Annotated in this window: 12 protein-coding genes; 9 read left to right on the forward strand and 3 right to left on the reverse strand. The window is 72.3% G+C overall.

Annotated elements, in window-relative coordinates; all coding sequences use genetic code 11:
• Window positions 1–85: 85 nt before the first annotated feature.
• From BUE45_RS23105 to BUE45_RS23140, 8 genes are all read left to right on the forward strand, one after another.
• Window positions 86–1,594, forward strand: coding sequence for a leucyl aminopeptidase (locus BUE45_RS23105; protein WP_073381617.1), 1,509 nt, complete (start codon window positions 86–88; stop codon window positions 1,592–1,594).
• A gap of 117 nt (window positions 1,595–1,711) precedes the next feature.
• Entirely contained in the window at window positions 1,712–3,088 is a 1,377-nt protein-coding gene (lpdA, locus tag BUE45_RS23110) for a dihydrolipoyl dehydrogenase (protein ID WP_073381619.1), read from the forward strand.
• A 105-nt stretch (window positions 3,089–3,193) separates the two neighbouring features.
• Complete coding sequence (gene sucB / locus BUE45_RS23115; protein WP_073381620.1) at window positions 3,194–4,549, forward strand: 2-oxoglutarate dehydrogenase, E2 component, dihydrolipoamide succinyltransferase; 1,356 nt, start codon at window positions 3,194–3,196, stop codon at window positions 4,547–4,549.
• 189 nt (window positions 4,550–4,738) lie between these two features.
• The gene (locus BUE45_RS23120; RefSeq protein ID WP_073381621.1) at window positions 4,739–5,308 is read left to right on the forward strand and encodes an NADPH-dependent FMN reductase; all 570 of its coding nucleotides are present in this window, start codon (window positions 4,739–4,741) and stop codon (window positions 5,306–5,308) included.
• Between the two features lie 335 nt (window positions 5,309–5,643).
• Window positions 5,644–6,576: a TIGR01777 family oxidoreductase gene (locus tag BUE45_RS23125; protein WP_073381623.1), complete on the forward strand. Its 933-nt coding sequence runs from the start codon at window positions 5,644–5,646 to the stop codon at window positions 6,574–6,576.
• A gap of 9 nt (window positions 6,577–6,585) precedes the next feature.
• Window positions 6,586–7,290: a lipoyl(octanoyl) transferase LipB gene (lipB, locus tag BUE45_RS23130; RefSeq protein WP_073381624.1), complete on the forward strand. Its 705-nt coding sequence runs from the start codon at window positions 6,586–6,588 to the stop codon at window positions 7,288–7,290.
• Between the two features lie 88 nt (window positions 7,291–7,378).
• Window positions 7,379–8,326: a lipoyl synthase gene (gene lipA, locus BUE45_RS23135; RefSeq protein ID WP_073381626.1), complete on the forward strand. Its 948-nt coding sequence runs from the start codon at window positions 7,379–7,381 to the stop codon at window positions 8,324–8,326.
• Between the two features lie 225 nt (window positions 8,327–8,551).
• Complete coding sequence (locus BUE45_RS23140; protein WP_073381627.1) at window positions 8,552–9,268, forward strand: DUF4191 domain-containing protein; 717 nt, start codon at window positions 8,552–8,554, stop codon at window positions 9,266–9,268.
• 557 nt (window positions 9,269–9,825) lie between these two features.
• On the opposite strand, the gene BUE45_RS23145 is transcribed toward BUE45_RS23140, so the two are convergent.
• From BUE45_RS23145 to BUE45_RS23155, 3 genes are all read right to left on the reverse strand, one after another.
• On the reverse strand, window positions 9,826–11,217 hold the full coding sequence (locus BUE45_RS23145) for an LCP family protein (protein ID WP_073381629.1): 1,392 nt from the start codon (window positions 11,215–11,217) through the stop codon (window positions 9,826–9,828).
• 227 nt (window positions 11,218–11,444) lie between these two features.
• Window positions 11,445–12,869 (reverse strand): LCP family protein, encoded by a 1,425-nt coding sequence (locus BUE45_RS23150; protein WP_073381630.1) that lies wholly within the window; start codon window positions 12,867–12,869, stop codon window positions 11,445–11,447.
• Window positions 12,870–13,038: 169 nt separating this feature from the next.
• A complete protein-coding gene (locus BUE45_RS23155; protein ID WP_073381632.1) occupies window positions 13,039–13,509 on the reverse strand; it encodes an RDD family protein in 471 nt (156 codons plus the stop codon).
• 309 nt (window positions 13,510–13,818) lie between these two features.
• Here BUE45_RS23155 and glnA point away from each other — a divergent pair, with 309 nt between their 5' ends.
• Window positions 13,819–15,243 carry a type I glutamate--ammonia ligase gene (gene glnA / locus BUE45_RS23160; RefSeq protein WP_073381633.1) on the forward strand — a complete coding sequence of 475 codons (1,425 nt, stop codon included), beginning with the start codon at window positions 13,819–13,821 and terminating at the stop codon, window positions 15,241–15,243.
• Window positions 15,244–15,265: the final 22 nt, after the last annotated feature.

The following is a 15,265-nucleotide window of genomic DNA, read 5'->3' on the forward strand; positions in this document are numbered from 1 at the left end:
ACCCCCCGCACCGGCGCGCAGGGCCCCCTCAGGAGCCGGAGTGCCACGTCACCGACCGGAGCACGGGGCGACTAGCATCGTGGGTGTGAGCACGACGTTGTCAGTACACACGGAGTCCCCCAGTTCGCTCGACGCCGACGCCCTCGTCGTCGGTTACCACTCCGGGGGCGACGCCCCGGAGCCCGCGTCGGGCGCTCATGACGTCGACGCCGCCTTCTCCGGCGGCCTCGCCCAGACCCTGTCGCTCCTGGGAGCGAGCGGCGCCGCGGAGGAGGTGCACACCCTTCCCTCCCTCGGGGCCGTCGCCGCCCCGGTGATCGTCGCCGTCGGACTCGGTGAGCGGCCCGCCGGGGGCGCGGTCGACGCCGACGTCCTCGCCCGCGCCGCGGGCGCCGCCCTGCGCGCCCTGGCCGGCCGCCCCGAGGGCGCGGGCCGCGTGGCCCTGGCCCTGCCGGCCGGCACCGCCGAGGAGGCCGGGGCCGTGGCCCTGGGCGCCCGCCTGGGCGCCTACTCCTTCGACCGCTACCGCACCGGCCCCGGTGCCGCGAAGAAGTCCGCCGACCTCACCCTGCTCCTGGCGAGCGGCGCCGCGGGCGCGGATGCCGCGGCCGACCGCGCCGCCGTCCTGGCCGAGGCCGTCGAGCTGACCCGCGACCTCGTCAACACCGCCCCCTCGGACCTGGTCCCCGAGGACCTCGCCTCGGCCGCGCAGGAGATCGCCGCGCAGGCCGGGCTGGACTTCGAGGTGCTGGACGAGCAGGCCCTCGCCGAGGGCGGCTACGGCGGCCTCACCGGCGTCGGCCAGGGGTCGGCCAACCCGCCGCGCCTGGTCCGCCTGTCCCACACCCACCCGGAGGCCACCCGCACGGTCGCCTTCATCGGCAAGGGCATCACCTTCGACTCCGGCGGCCTGTCCCTCAAGCCCGCGGGCTCCATGGACTGGATGAAGTCCGACATGGCCGGCGCCGCCTCCGTGCTCGCCGCCCTGCGGGCCGTCTCCGCCCTGGGCCTGAAGGTCAACGTCGTCGGCTACCTCGCCGTCGCCGAGAACATGCCCAGCGGCACCGCGCAGCGCCCCTCCGACGTCCTGAGCATCTACGGCGGCAAGACCGTCGAGGTGCTCAACACCGACGCCGAGGGCCGCCTCGTCATGGCCGACGCCCTGGTCCGCGCCCAGGAGGACGGGCCCGACCTGGTCGTCGACATCGCCACGCTGACCGGCGCCCAGCTGGTCGCGCTGGGCACCCGCGTGTTCGCGGTCATGGCCAACGACGACGACGTGCGCGAGCAGGTCGTCGCCGCGGCCGGCGCCGAGGGCGAGGCCGCCTGGCCGATGCCGCTCCCCGCCGAACTGCGCGGGGGCCTGGACTCCGCGGTCGCCGACATCGCCAACGTGGCCGGCGAGCGCTGGGGCGGCATGCTGTCCGCCGGCGTCTTCCTCAAGGAGTTCATCGGCGAGGGCGTCAAGTGGGCGCACCTCGACATCGCGGGCCCCTCCTTCAACCAGGGCGGCCCGTACGGGTACACGCCCAAGGGCGGCACCGGAGCCGGCACCCGGACCCTGGTCCGCATCGCGGAGTCCTACGCCGAGTAGGCCCGCCGGGGCGGCGGCGCTCCCTGAGCCCGCGCCGGCCGCCCCGACCGCGGTCCCCTCCCCCCGAGCCGCGGACCCACCCGAATCACCAGCCACCACAACAAGGAGTTCGTTCCCGTGAGTGAGAGCGGCGGCACCTTCGACCTCGTCGTCCTTGGCGGCGGCAGCGGCGGCTACGCGGCGGCACTGCGCGCCGCGGAGCTGGACATGAGCGTCGTGCTGATCGAGAAGGACAAGCTCGGCGGCACCTGCCTGCACCGCGGCTGCATCCCCACCAAGGCCCTCCTGCACTCGGCCGAGGTCGCCGACTCCGCCAAGGAGAGCGAGAACTTCGGTGTCAGGGCCACCTTCGAGGGCATCGACATCGAGGCCGTGCACAAGTACAAGGACAAGGTGGTCAACGGCCTGCACAAGGGCCTCACCGGCCTGGTCAAGTCGCGCAAGATCACCGTCGTGGAGGGCGAGGGCCGCCTCACCGCCAAGGACGAGGTCACCGTCGGCGACGCGGTCTACAAGGGCGCGAACGTCCTGCTGGCCACCGGCTCCAAGCCCAAGACCCTGGGCCTGGAGATCGACGGCGAGAAGGTCATGACCAGCGACCAGGCCCTGGGCCTGGACCGCGTCCCCTCCTCCGTGATCGTCCTGGGCGGCGGCGTCATCGGCGTGGAGTTCGCCAGCGTGTGGCGCTCCTACGGCTCCGAGGTCACCATCGTCGAGGCCCTGCCGCACCTGGTGCCGGTCGAGGAGGAGTCCAGCTCCAAGCTGCTGGAGCGCGCCTTCCGCAAGCGCGGCATCAAGTACGAGCTGGGCACCCCGTTCGAGTCGGTCAAGACCACCGGCTCCGGCGTCACGGTCACCCTCCAGGGCGGCAAGACCCTGGAGGCCGAGGTGCTGCTGGTCGCGATCGGCCGCGGCCCCGTCTCCGAGGGCCTGGGCTACGAGGAGCAGGGCGTGTCCCTGGACCGCGGCTTCGTCACCGTGGACGAGAACCTGCACACCGGCGTCGGGAACGTCTACGCGGTCGGCGACCTGATCCCGACCCTGCAGCTGGCCCACGTCGGCTTCGCCGAGGGCATCTTCGTCGCCGAGCACATCGCGGGCCTCAACCCGGCCCCGATCGACTACGACGGCGTCCCCCGCGTCACCTACTGCGAGCCCGAGGTCGCCTCCGTCGGCCTGACCTCCAAGGCCGCGGCCGAGCGCGGGCTGGAGGTCGTCGAGGTGAACTACAACCTGGCGGGCAACGGCAAGAGCCAGATCCTCCAGACGCAGGGCGCCGTCAAGGTCATCGCGGAGAAGGACGGCCCCGTGCTGGGCGTCCACATGGTGGGCAGCCGGGTCGGCGAGCTGATCGCCGAGGGGCAGCTCATCTACAACTGGGAGGCGCTGCCCTCCGAGGTGGCCCAGCTCATCCACCCGCACCCGAGCCAATCGGAGGCGCTGGGCGAGGCGCACCTCGCGCTGGCGGGCAAGCCGCTCCACGTCCACGACTGACCGCACCGGCGGGGGCGGGCCACGGCCCGCCCCCGCCGCCGTACATCCGCGCTGCCCATCACCGGGATCGGGCAGGACACCGCGCCCATATCCAACGAGGAACCCATGCCGACATCCGTTTCCATGCCCGCCCTGGGTGAGAGCGTCACCGAGGGGACCGTGACCCAGTGGCTGAAGAACGTGGGCGACACCGTCGAGGTCGACGAACCGCTCCTTGAGGTCTCCACCGACAAGGTGGACACCGAGATCCCCTCCCCGGTCGCGGGCGTGCTGACCCGGATCCTCGTCCAGGAGGACGAGACCGTGGACATCGGCGCCCAGATCGCGATCATCGGCGGCGCGGGCGCCGCGCCCGCCCAGGCCCCGGCCGAGCCCGCGGCTCCCGCCGAGCCGGCCCGGGACCCGGAGCCGGAGGCCGCCGCTCCCGCCGACGAGCCCGCCCCCGCGACCGCCGAGAGCACCCCGGCCCCCGCCCCGGAGAGCCCGTCGGTGGACATCGGCACCCTCAGCAGCACCGGCCCCTCGGGGACCGACACCGGTACCGAGGGCTACGTGACCCCGCTGGTGCGCAAGCTCGCCGCCGAGCACCGCGTGGACCTGAGCCGCGTCCGGGGCACCGGCGTGGGCGGCCGCATCCGCAAGCAGGACGTGCTCAAGGCCGCCGAGGAGCAGAAGGCCGCCGCCGCGCGCGCCGCCGCCCCCGCCGCGCCCTCCTCGGCCCCGCGCAAGCGGACCGACGACTCGGGGCTGCGCGGGCGCACCGAGAAGCTCACCCGGCTGCGCAAGTACATCGCCGACAGCATGGTGGAGTCCCTGCGCGTCTCGGCGACGACCACCCAGGTCGTCGAGGTGGACGTCACCAAGATCGCGCGGCTGCGCGAGCGGGCCGCCGAGCACGGCGGCGCGCCGGACTTCTTCGCGTTCTTCGCCCTGGCCACGGTCGAGGCGATGCGCGCGCACCCCAAGCTCAACGCGTTCATCGACGCGGACAAGCAGGAGGTGACCTACCACGACGTCGAGAACCTGGGCGTGGCGGTGGACACCGAGCGCGGCCTACTGGCCCCGGTGGTCAAGGACGCGGGCAAGCTGAACCTGAGCGGCCTGGCCGCCACCGTCGCCGACCTGTCCGAGCGGGCCCACACCGGCCTGCTGGGCCCGGACGAGCTGGGCGGCGGCACCTTCACCATCGCCGAGACCGGCGGCACCGGGGCGCTGTTCGGCACCCCGATCATCAACCAGCCGCAGGTCGCGATCCTGGGCACCGGCGCGGTCGTCAAGCGCCCGATCGTGGTCGAGGACCCGGCCGTGGGCGGCGAGGTCATCGCCGTGCGCTCGATGGTGTACCTGTCGCTGGGCTTCGACCACCGGCTCATCGACGGCGCCGACGCCGGCCGCTTCCTCCAGACGGTGCGGGAGCGCCTGGAGGAGGGCGCCTTCGAGGCGGAGCTGGGCCTGGGCTGACCCCCGCTCCGCGCCGGGGGTCCGGCGCGGGGCCGGGACGGGGCGGCCCCGGGCCGCCGACCCACCCGGAGGGCCGGGCACCGCACGGTGCCCGGCCCTTCGGCGTGGAAGATCACATCCGCTTGACCTCTACGGCGGTTGAGGTCTTAGCGTTGGTGGACCGACGGCACGGCACAAGGACCTCATCACATGGAAAACCTGCGGATCGCGGTGATCCTGGGAGCGAACCGGAACGGACGCACGGGACCGGCGGTGTCCCGCTGGTTCGTGGACCTGGTCCGCTCCCGGCCGGACCTGGACGTCGACGTCCTGGACGTGGCCGACCTCCCTCTCACGGAGCGGCACGGGCACGGGCACGGCGCCCCGGTGGCGGACTTCGGCCCCCGGGTGGCCGCCGCCGACGGGTTCGTGGTGGTCACCCCCGAGTACAACCACGGCTACCCGGGCCCGCTCAAGAGCGCGATCGACTCGGCCCGCGGGGAGTGGTTCGGCAAGGCGGCGGGGTTCGTCTCCTACGGGGGGATGTCCGGGGGGCTGCGCGCGATCGAGCAGCTGCGCACGGTCTTCTCGGAGCTGCACGTGGCGACGATCCGCGACACGGTGAGCCTGCACAACGCGAGTGCCCTGTTCGGGGAGGACGGGCTCCCACGCCCGGAGATGGCGGGCGCCGGCGCCGCGGCCGGGCTCCTGCTGGACGAGCTGGCCTGGTGGGCCCTGGCCCTGCGCGAGGCCCGCCGGAGCCGGCCCTACCCCGTCTGAGGGCCCGCGGCCCCCGCGGGGCGTCCGGGAGCGGCCACGACGTGGACGGGGCGGCGCCTCACGGCGCCGCCCCGTCTTTCTACCCCACCAATCACCATCCCCTGATGATCCCCATCATCAAAGGTCTGTTGGGTGGACGCGACAGCCAGCCCGACAGCGCGTCGCCCACGGTAGCCCCGCGCTGATGCGGAGTTCCATGTCCCACGTTCAAAGTAGAAGACCCGGGGGCCGCCCCGCAGGACTTTGGCGAAAATCCCCGGGAAAAAATCCGGGCGGCCCCCCGCAAGGGCACCCCGCCTCCGGTACTCGCTCCCGCGCCGGGTAGACACCTGAGCATGAAAGTGGCGATCACGGGCACCTCAGGTCTCGTCGGCGCGGTACTGGTCGAGGCGCTGCTCGCCGAGGGGCACCGGGTGGTGCGCATGGTGCGGCACGCCCCGCGGCCGGTGTACCGGTCCCGGCTGGAGGAGGCCGAATGGCGCCCCGAGCAGGGGCGGGTGGACACCGTGGCCCTGCACGGCGCCGACGCCGTGGTGCACCTGGCCGGGGCGCCGCTGAGCCAGGCCCCGTGGCCCCGGGGGCGCCGGGAGGCGCTCCGGCGGGCCCGGGTGCGCGGGACCCGCACCCTGGTGCGGGCGATGGCCGGCATGGACCGCCCTCCCCCGCGGCTGCTGTCCGCCTCGGGCATGCAGTTCTACGGGGACAGCGGCGGGCGGGTGGTCACCGAGGACGACGGGGCCGGATCCGGCTTCCTGGCCCGGGTCTGCGAGGACTGGGAGGAGGCCGCCGCCCCGGCCGCCGCCGCCGGGATCGCCACCGCGCACCTGCGGTTGGCGGTGCTCCTGGACCGCTCCGGCGGCTACCTGCGGTCGGTGCTGCCGCTGTACCGGGCGGGGCTGGGCGGCCGGATCGGCTCCGGGTCGCAGTACATGACGTGGATCTCCATGGACGACGCGGTGGGGGCGATCCGGTTCCTGCTCGACCGGCCGGACCTGACCGGGCCGGTCAACCTCTGCGCGCCCGAGCCGGTGAGCAACGCCGACTTCACCGAGGCCCTGGCACGGGCCCTGGACCGGCGGGCGGTACTGCGGGTCCCGGAGACGGCCCTGCGCGTCACCCTGGGGGACTACGCGCAGGAGACCGCCCTGCTGGATCTGCGGGGCCGCCCCGAACGCCTGATCACGGAAGGTTATTCCTTCACACTTCCCACCATCGACAGTGCGCTATCCGACATCCTGGCCCGACCGCTGCCCTCCGCCGGGGCGTAGAGTGAATGTGTGAGTGATCTCGTTTACGCATGGCTCGGCGATGCCCCCGTCCCCTACCACGAGGGCTGGGACCTGCAGAAGCGGCTCCACGAGCGCCGCGTCGCCGACGAAGTGGCGGACACCGTCCTGCTGCTGGAGCACGAGCCCGTGTACACGGCGGGCAAACGCACCGGGAGGTGGGATCGTCCCATCACCGACCCGGGCGCGCCGGTCGTCGACATCGACCGGGGCGGCAAGATCACGTGGCACGGCCCCGGACAGCTCACGGTGTACCCCATCGTGCGGCTGAAGGACCCCGTCGACGTGATCGCCTACGTCCGCATGCTGGAGGAGGCGATCATCCGCACCGTCGCGGAGTACGGCCTCACCGGGCTGCGGGTGGAGGGGCGCACCGGCGTGTGGCTGGCCGCCGATCCCGGCCGGGGCCTCATCGAACGCAAGGTCGCGGCGATCGGCTGCCGTATCGCCCGCGGGGTCGGCATGCACGGGCTCGCCCTGAACTGCAACAATGACATGTCGTGGTTCGACCGGATCGTCCCCTGCGGCATCTCCGACGCCGGGGTCACCTCGCTCAGCGCCGAACTCGGCCGCGACGTGCCGGTCGCCGAGGTGCGGCCGCTGATGGAGCGCCACCTCGCGGACGTTCTGGGCGCGCGGCAGTACAGCCACACGGACGGACCCGGACTGCTGTCCGAGCCCGTCACCGCCCGGTGATGACACACCACCATGAGCCGGTCCCCGCACGACCCGGTCCACACCTTGGACGGCCGGGCCGCGGGGCACAGAAGGGAACGGGTTCACGTTGACCATCGCTCCTGAGGGCCGCCGCCTGCTGCGCGTGGAGGCGCGCAACAGCGAGACCCCCATCGAGAAGAAGCCGCCGTGGATCAAGATCAAGGCGCACATGGGGCCCGAGTACTCCGAGCTGCGCTCCCTGGTCAAGACCGAGGGCCTGCACACGGTGTGCCAGGAGGCGGGCTGCCCCAACATCTACGAGTGCTGGGAGGACCGCGAGGCCACGTTCCTCATCGGCGGCGACCAGTGCACCCGCCGCTGCGACTTCTGCCAGATCGCCACCGGCAAGCCCTCCGCGCTGGACCGCATGGAGCCGACCAAGGTCGCGAACTCGGTCAAGACGATGGAGCTGCGCTACGCCACCATCACCGGCGTGGCCCGCGACGACCTGGACGACGGCGGCGCCTGGCTGTACGCCGAGACGGTGCGCAAGATCCACGAGCTGAACCCGGGCACCGGCGTCGAGCTGCTCATCCCGGACTTCAACGCCGACCCCGACCAGCTGGCCGAGGTCTTCGGGTCCCGCCCCGAGGTGCTCGCGCACAACGTGGAGACGGTGCCGCGGATCTTCAAGCGCATCCGCCCGGGCTTCCGCTACGAGCGCTCGCTGCGGGTCATCACCGAGGCGCGCGCGGACGGCCTGGTCACCAAGTCGAACCTCATCCTGGGCATGGGCGAGACCCGGGAGGAGATCAGCGAGGCCATGCGCGACCTGCACGAGGCCGGCTGCGACCTGCTGACCATCACCCAGTACCTGCGCCCCTCCAAGCTGCACCACCCGATCGACCGGTGGGTGAAGCCCCAGGAGTTCGTGGACCTGGGCCTGGAGGCCGAGGAGATCGGCTTCGCGGGTGTCATGTCGGGCCCCCTGGTGCGGTCCTCCTACCGGGCCGGGCGCCTGTACCAGCAGGCGCGCGAGAAGCGTGACGCCGAGGTCGCGGCAATGGCGAAGTAGTACATAACGGGTGTTCGGCCCGAGTCGTGACCAAGCTGGAACGGTGGCCCCCGGGCCACCGTTCCGCGCACCGGGGTCCCGCCGCATATCCTGGGGCCCGACAGGGCGCCCCGCCAGGTGGCGCCGAAGGGCGCCGCACGAGTCGACCGCGTAGAAGGAGGCAAGGCAGCTTCGGGATCTCCGTCCCCGCCGACGGTCCGTCGGCGCGCGCTGCCTGAGAGCACGATGGCGAAAAAGGGTTCCGAGAGCGCAGCAACCGCCGGCAAGGACAAGAAGGAGCCCGGCCGGCTCAAGCAGATCGGCATGGTCGCCAAGGTCGTCCACCGCCAGAGCCCGCGCAGCATCCCGCTGGCCGCGGGCGTCGCGGTGCTGATCCTCGCCGTGTTCGTCGCCGTCGGCATCATCACCGGCTCGTGGATCCTGTGGCCGCTGACCGGCCTGCCGATCGCGCTGCTGACCGGCTTCATCATCTTCACCCGCTCGGCCCAGCGCGTGCAGTACAAGATGCTCGACGGCCAGATCGGCGCGGGCGCGGCGATCCTGGACAACATGCGCGGCAACTGGACGACCGAGTTCGCGGTCAACGCCAACCGGCAGCAGGACGTGGTGCACCGGGTGATCGGCCGGCCCGGCGTCGTGCTGGTGGGCGAGGGCGACCCGCACCGCCTGAAGTCGCTGATCTCCTCGGAGAAGAAGCGCGTCTCCCGGGTGGCCCTGGACACCCCCATCTACGACTACAAGGTGGGCAACGGCGAGGACCAGGTCCCGCTGTCCAAGCTCCAGCGCACCCTGGTGCGGCTGCCGCGCACCCTGGACAAGAAGGACGTCACGCAGCTGAACTACCGGCTGCGCGCCCTGCCCGCCAAGATGCAGATGCCCAAGGGCCCGCTGCCCCGCAACGCGAAGATGCCCAAGGGCATGCGCGGCCAGGGCGGCGGCTGACCGGCCCGGCGCCCGCCGCGAGGGGGGCGCGCGTCCGGCCGCGGCCGGGTGCGCGCCCCCTTTTCCGTGCGTGCGGTGCGCACGGGTCGGCCCCGGCCCGCCGCGGGTGCGCGGCCGGTGGGGCCGCCGGGCGGCGGCCCGGCTCGCGGCACGGGGCCGCCGGCGTGCCGAACCGGACGGGCCGGGCGCGGCCGTCGCCGAGCACCGCCGGGTCGAGCGCGGTGGTCCCGACCCGGGCGGCGCCTCCGGTGAGGATGGCCCCGCGGGCGGCCAGGCACCCCGTCCGGCCGCACGGGGGTGTCCGCGCCCTCGTCCTCCCCGGGCGGCTCCGGGCCGGGCCCCGTACGTCGTCGCGCATCCGGGCGCCGCGCCGGAACACCTCGGCCGGCCCCGGCACCGGGGCGCCGACGGGCACCGGGACCACGGCGGTCTCCGCCGCTCCCCCGCGGCCGGGGGACGGGCAGGGTTCCAGCCCGCCCGCGCCCGGGCGGCACGGCGAGGGCCCCGGGTGCGCCGTGCGGCGCTCCCGGGGCCCGTGCGCCCGTGTGCGGTCGTCCCTACCCGCAGTCGACGGCCTGGTCGGCCGAGGTCCCCTCCAGGCCCTCCAGCGCGCCGCCGGGCTCCGCGGCCGGCCCGTCCCCGGATCCGGCCTCCAGCTCCACGCCCTGCCAGTCGGCGCCCATGACCAGCTCCACCGAGCCGGACAGGTCGGCGGCCTCCTCCACCTGTGCGCCGCTGACGAGCGCGTCCGCCAGAGCCTGCGCCCGCCCCTGCTCTCCGGGGGCGTGGTAGACCGTGGTCTGCTCCGGGGCGCGGGTGGTGGGGTTGCCCGAGCCGGTCACCGTGAAGCCCAGCCCGGCCAGCAGCGGCTCCACCTGGCCGGCCAGGCCCGGGGTGCCGACGTTGTTGACGATGTGGACCGACACCTCGGACGGGTCGACGGCCTCCTCGGGGGACTCCCCGCCCTCCCCGTCCCCGGGCTCCTCCCGCTCGGCGGCGGTGGCCTCGCCCGCGGCGACGGCGGTGAACAGCTCCGAGGCCTGGGGCTCCATGAACTGGACCTTGGCGTCGTTGTAGTCCTCGACCGGGACCGTCACCATGTTCATCCGCCCCAGGTCCACCTCACGCATGGCGATGGCGAGCTCGGCCATCTCGTCGACGCCGAACTCGCTGTCGGTGGTCATGCTGTCGGTGACCGAGCCGAAGAAGTCGTAGAGCGTGGCGGGGCTGGACATGATCTCGCCGGTGGTGACCTTGCGCAGGATGGCGCCGATCATCTCCTGCTGGCGCTTGATGCGGTCCAGGTCGCTGCCGTTCTCGGTGGTGTCCCGGGAGCGGGCCAGGGCCAGGGCCTGGAGGCCGTCCAGGGTCTGCTCCCCGGCGGGCAGGTCCAGCTTGGCCTTGGGGTCCTGGAGCGGCTCGGGGATGCACATGTCGATCCCGCCGACGGAGTCCACGATGGACTGGAAGCCGGCGAAGTCGACGAGCACCATGTGGTCCAGGTGGACGCCGGTGATGTTCTCGATGGTCTTGCCCTGGCAGTCCAGGCCGCCGTAGAACATGGCGTGGTTGAGCTGGTCCACCGTCCCGGTGGTGATGCCGGGCTTGTCCTCGGCCGGGTCGCAGCCGGGCATGGTGACCATCAGGTCGCGGGGCATGTTGACCATGGTCACGCCGCCCTTGTCGACGTCGATGTTGACCAGGACCAGCACGTCGGGCCGGATGCCGTTGGCGACGCTGTACTCGGCGTCGTCCCCCGCCCGCTCGTCGGTGGCGAGCAGCAGGATGTTGTGGATGCCCTCCACCTGCGCCGGGCGGTCCCCCCAGGCGTCGGTGTCGATGTCCTCGGTCTGCACCGCCAGCGCGTCGCGGTAGCCCGCGTAGCCGACCAGGCTGCCGGCGATGACCACGCCCGTCAGTCCGCAGGCCACCCACTGGCCCGGGGACATCCCCGCTCTCGCCGCCGCGGACTTGACGGTTCTGGACACGTGTCTGGGAGCCAACAGGGCACCTGCGATCCGTTCAGGGACAAAGGAGGGGGTGACCGATTTTCCCGCGTACGCCCGAGGGTCACGCGGGGATCACGGCCGAACGCTACCGCACGGTACGCCGAAGCCCGGGTTTCGGTCAAATACGGGTCATGAGGCCCCGGGGACCGGAACACCCCCCTGCGGGATCAGCAGGCGCTGGCCGGCTCCGCCTCCGCGGTGATCCCGCCCAGGTCGTCGGTGACCGACAGGTCCGCCGAGGACTCGTCGCCCTTGAACCCGGTCCAGTCCGGGCCCAGGACCAGTTCGAGGGTGCCGGTGAGCCCGGCCGCCTCCTCGGTGACCGCGGTCTCCAGCGACTTCGCCAGCAGCTCGGCGGCGGCCTCCTGGCCGGGGGCGTGGTAGACGGTGGTGACCGCGGGGACGCGGACCTCGGGGTTGCCGGTGGCGACCACGGTGTACCCGTCGGAGGTCAGCCGCTCGGCGACCTGGGAGGCCAGCCCCTCGACCGCGGTCCCGTTGAGCACGTCCAGGGAGATGTCCGCCGGGTCCGGCGCGTCGGCGGGCGCCTCCTGCGGCTCCTCGGCCTCCTCCTCGCCGCCGCTGAGGTCGGCGCCGGAGTTGATGGCGGCGAACAGCTCCGAGGCCGCGGGCTCGCTCAGCGCCAGCCGGTTGGCGTCGGCCGGGTGCTGGCCGTTGGGCACCGTGACGAACTGGATCTTCTTGAGGTCCACCTCGCGCATGGAGATCGCGATGTCGGTCATCGTGTCGACGGTGAACTCGTCGTCGGCGGTCACCGACTCGGTGACCGCGTTGAGGAAGTTGGTGATGGCCAGCGGGCTGGTCATCACCTCGCTGCTGAGGACCTGGCGCAGCATGGCGCCCATGAACTGCTGCTGGCGCTCGATGCGGGACAGGTCGCTGCCGTCGCCCTGGCCGTAGCGGGAGCGGACGTACCCCAGGGACTGCTCGCCGTCCAGGGTCTGGTCGCCGGCCTCCAGGACCAGGTGCGCCTTGGGGTCGTCGATCGCCGAGGGGATGCACATCTGCACGCCGCCCACGGCGTCGACCATGTCCTTGAACCCGGTGAAGTCCATCATGACGAAGTGGTCCAGGTGGACGCCGGTGACCTGCTCGACGGTGTTCCACTGGCAGCCGACGCCGCCGAACGTCATCGCCGAGTTGATCATGCCGCTCTGGGCGGCCATCCCCTGGTAGCCCTCGACCTGCTCGCACGCGGGCAGGTCCACGACCAGGTCGCGGGGCAGGTTGACCATGGTGACGGAGCCGCTGTCGACGTTGATGCTGGCGATGAGCATCATGTCCGGGCGCTCGCCCTCGACCTCGCCGTAGTTGGCGTTCTCCCCCGAGCGCACGTCGGAGCCGATCACCAGCAGGTTCATCACGCCCTCGACGCTGGTGGGGCGGTCCCACGCGTCGGTGTCGACCTGGGCCGTCGTGATGTTGTTCGCGATGCCCTGGTACCAGAGGTAGCCGCCCAGGCTCCCGATGATCGACAGGGCGGTGACCACGCAGGCGACCCACTGCCCGGCGGACAGGCGCAGGGCGTCCAGGGCCCCCGCGGGGCGTGCGGCAGAGCGTTTTCCGGCCATGCGAACCTTCGAGGGGTGGGGTGGGGCCCGGGAGGGAGAAGTGACGCGAGGCGTCCGATGAGGGGATCACACCGTCCCGGGACGGTGTGGTCGAGAATCGGATGTTAACAGCACCCCGAGTGCCGTAAATCCACTTGTGACCTGGTCGGGACCGTCGGCGCGGGAGCGCTCAGAGGCGGACGGCCACGGTCCCGGCTGCGCGGTCGTGCAGCCCGCGGGTGTCGCGGTCGTAGATGACGGCCGGGATGACCAGGCACAGCAGCAGGGTGCGCACGGCCATCGAGGCGAACCACGGCCAGGGGCGCTCGCCGGTGGCCTTGATCCCCACACCGGCGAGGCGGCGGCCGACCGAGGTGCCGAACAGGGTGAGCAGCAGGATGTTCATCACGGCGAACACCAGCAGCGCGGTGTTGCTGACCAGGCTGGTCGCCTGCTGCTCGTCGGCGATCCCGGCGCCGATGGCGCCCGCGGAGTACAGCCCCGCGGCGACCAGGAGCGCGAGCAGCCAGTCCAGCAGCAGGCCCACCAGGCGGCGCCCCACGCCCGGGACCGAGCCGGGCCCCTCCTCGGGCAGGCCGAGCCGGTTGCCGCGGTATCGGAAATCGTCGGTCGCGGCCGCCGCGCCCCTGTCCTCGCTCATGCCCTCCACGGTATCCACCGCGGCGCACGGCCCCGACCCGGGTGGGGGCGGGCGCGGTGGCACACGACACACCCGGACTCGCACATGTCCGGTTTTCGCCCCGTACACGCCGGAATCACCGGGTCAGCCGGGGTGGTCTGCGGCAACACCGGGCTCCGTAACATGCAGGAAACAATGGAGACACGGCGCGGAAATCCCGCGCTCTTAGCTTCGTCAGCGAAGCCGGGAGACGCCGCGATGATCCGCCACGTCCGCGATGGAGCGGCCCGCCGGATCCCGTCGTCTCAGCCACCTGCACGGAGGTTCGTTTTGTTCAGCAGCGTCGACGAGGTGCTCGCTTTCATCCGGGACGAGGACGTCAAGTTCCTCGACGTCCGTTTCACGGACCTGTTCGGGGGCGTGAACCACGTTACCCTCCCGACCGAGAACGTCGACGCCTCGACGTTCACCGACGGTCAGATGTTCGACGGCTCGTCGATCCGCGGTTTCCAGGCCATCCACGAGTCCGACATGCTGCTGCTCCCCGACCTGAGCACCGGTGTCCTGGACCCCTTCCGCAAGCACAAGACGCTGAACATGACGTTCTTCGTCCACGACCCCCTCACCCTGGAGTCGTACAGCCGCGACCCGCGCAACGTCGCCCGCAAGGCCGAGGCGTTCCTGCGCGGCTCCGGCGTCGCCGACACCGCGTTCTTCGGCCCCGAGGCCGAGTTCTACATCTTCGACGACGTCAAGTTCGAGACCCGGTCCAACACCGGCTTCTACGAGATCGACTCCATCGAGGGCGCCTGGAACACCGGCTCCGCGATCGAGGGCGGCAACCGCGGCTACCGCCCCCGCTACAAGGGCGGCTACTTCCCCGTCGAGCCGGTCGACCACTACAGCGACCTGCGCTCGGACATGGTGCGCGCCCTCATCGAGGCCGGCATCGAGGTCGAGCTCCAGCACCACGAGGTCGGCACCGCCGGCCAGGCCGAGATCGGCATCCGGTTCGGCACCCTGCTCCAGCAGGCCGACCGCGTGCAGCTGTACAAGTACATCGTCAAGAACGTCGCCAACGAGGCGGGCAAGACGGCGACCTTCATGCCCAAGCCGCTGTTCGGCGACAACGGCTCCGGCATGCACTGCCACCAGAGCCTGTGGAAGGACGGCGAGCCGCTGTTCTTCGACGAGTCCGGCTACGGCCAGCTGTCCGACACCGCGCGCTACTACATCGGCGGCCTGCTCAAGCACGCCCCGGCGCTGCTCGCCTTCACCAACCCGACGGTGAACTCCTACCACCGCCTGGTGCCCGGCTACGAGGCCCCGATCAACCTGGTCTACAGCCAGCGCAACCGCTCCGCGTGCATCCGCCTGCCGCTGACCGGCTCCAACCCCAAGGCCAAGCGCATCGAGTTCCGCGTGCCGGACCCGTCGGCCAACCCGTACCTGGCCTTCTCCGCCATGCTCATGGCCGGCGTCGACGGCATCAAGAACAAGATCGAGCCGCCGGAGCCCGTGGACAAGGACCTCTACGAGCTGCCCCCGGCCGAGGCCAAGGCCATCAAGACCGTCCCGGCCTCGCTGGACGACGCGCTCCACGCGGTGGAGGAGGACCACGAGTTCCTCCTGGAGGGCGGTGTGTTCACCAAGGACCTCCTGGAGACCTACGTGGACTTCAAGCGCACCGAGGAGATCGACTCCCTGCGCCTGCGCCCGCACCCGCGCGAGTTCGAGCTGTACTACGACATCTAGGCCTGCAACGCCCTGACGTGCG

The sequence above is a fragment of the Nocardiopsis flavescens genome (genome assembly GCF_900141985.1).
Lineage (GTDB): Bacteria > Actinomycetota > Actinomycetes > Streptosporangiales > Streptosporangiaceae > Nocardiopsis > Nocardiopsis flavescens.

Excerpts from the sequence above, each read along its gene's own strand:
- BUE45_RS23145 (WP_073381629.1), bottom strand. The coding sequence starts at position 11,217 with ATGTCCCCGGGCCAGTGGGTGGCCTGCGGACTGACGGGCGTGGTCATC.
- BUE45_RS23120 (WP_073381621.1), top strand. The coding sequence starts at position 4,739 with ATGGAAAACCTGCGGATCGCGGTGATCCTGGGAGCGAACCGGAACGGA.
- sucB (WP_073381620.1), top strand. The coding sequence starts at position 3,194 with ATGCCGACATCCGTTTCCATGCCCGCCCTGGGTGAGAGCGTCACCGAG.
- BUE45_RS23150 (WP_073381630.1), bottom strand. The coding sequence starts at position 12,869 with ATGGCCGGAAAACGCTCTGCCGCACGCCCCGCGGGGGCCCTGGACGCC.
- BUE45_RS23140 (WP_073381627.1), top strand. The coding sequence starts at position 8,552 with ATGGCGAAAAAGGGTTCCGAGAGCGCAGCAACCGCCGGCAAGGACAAG.
- BUE45_RS23125 (WP_073381623.1), top strand. The coding sequence starts at position 5,644 with ATGAAAGTGGCGATCACGGGCACCTCAGGTCTCGTCGGCGCGGTACTG.
- BUE45_RS23155 (WP_073381632.1), bottom strand. The coding sequence starts at position 13,509 with ATGAGCGAGGACAGGGGCGCGGCGGCCGCGACCGACGATTTCCGATAC.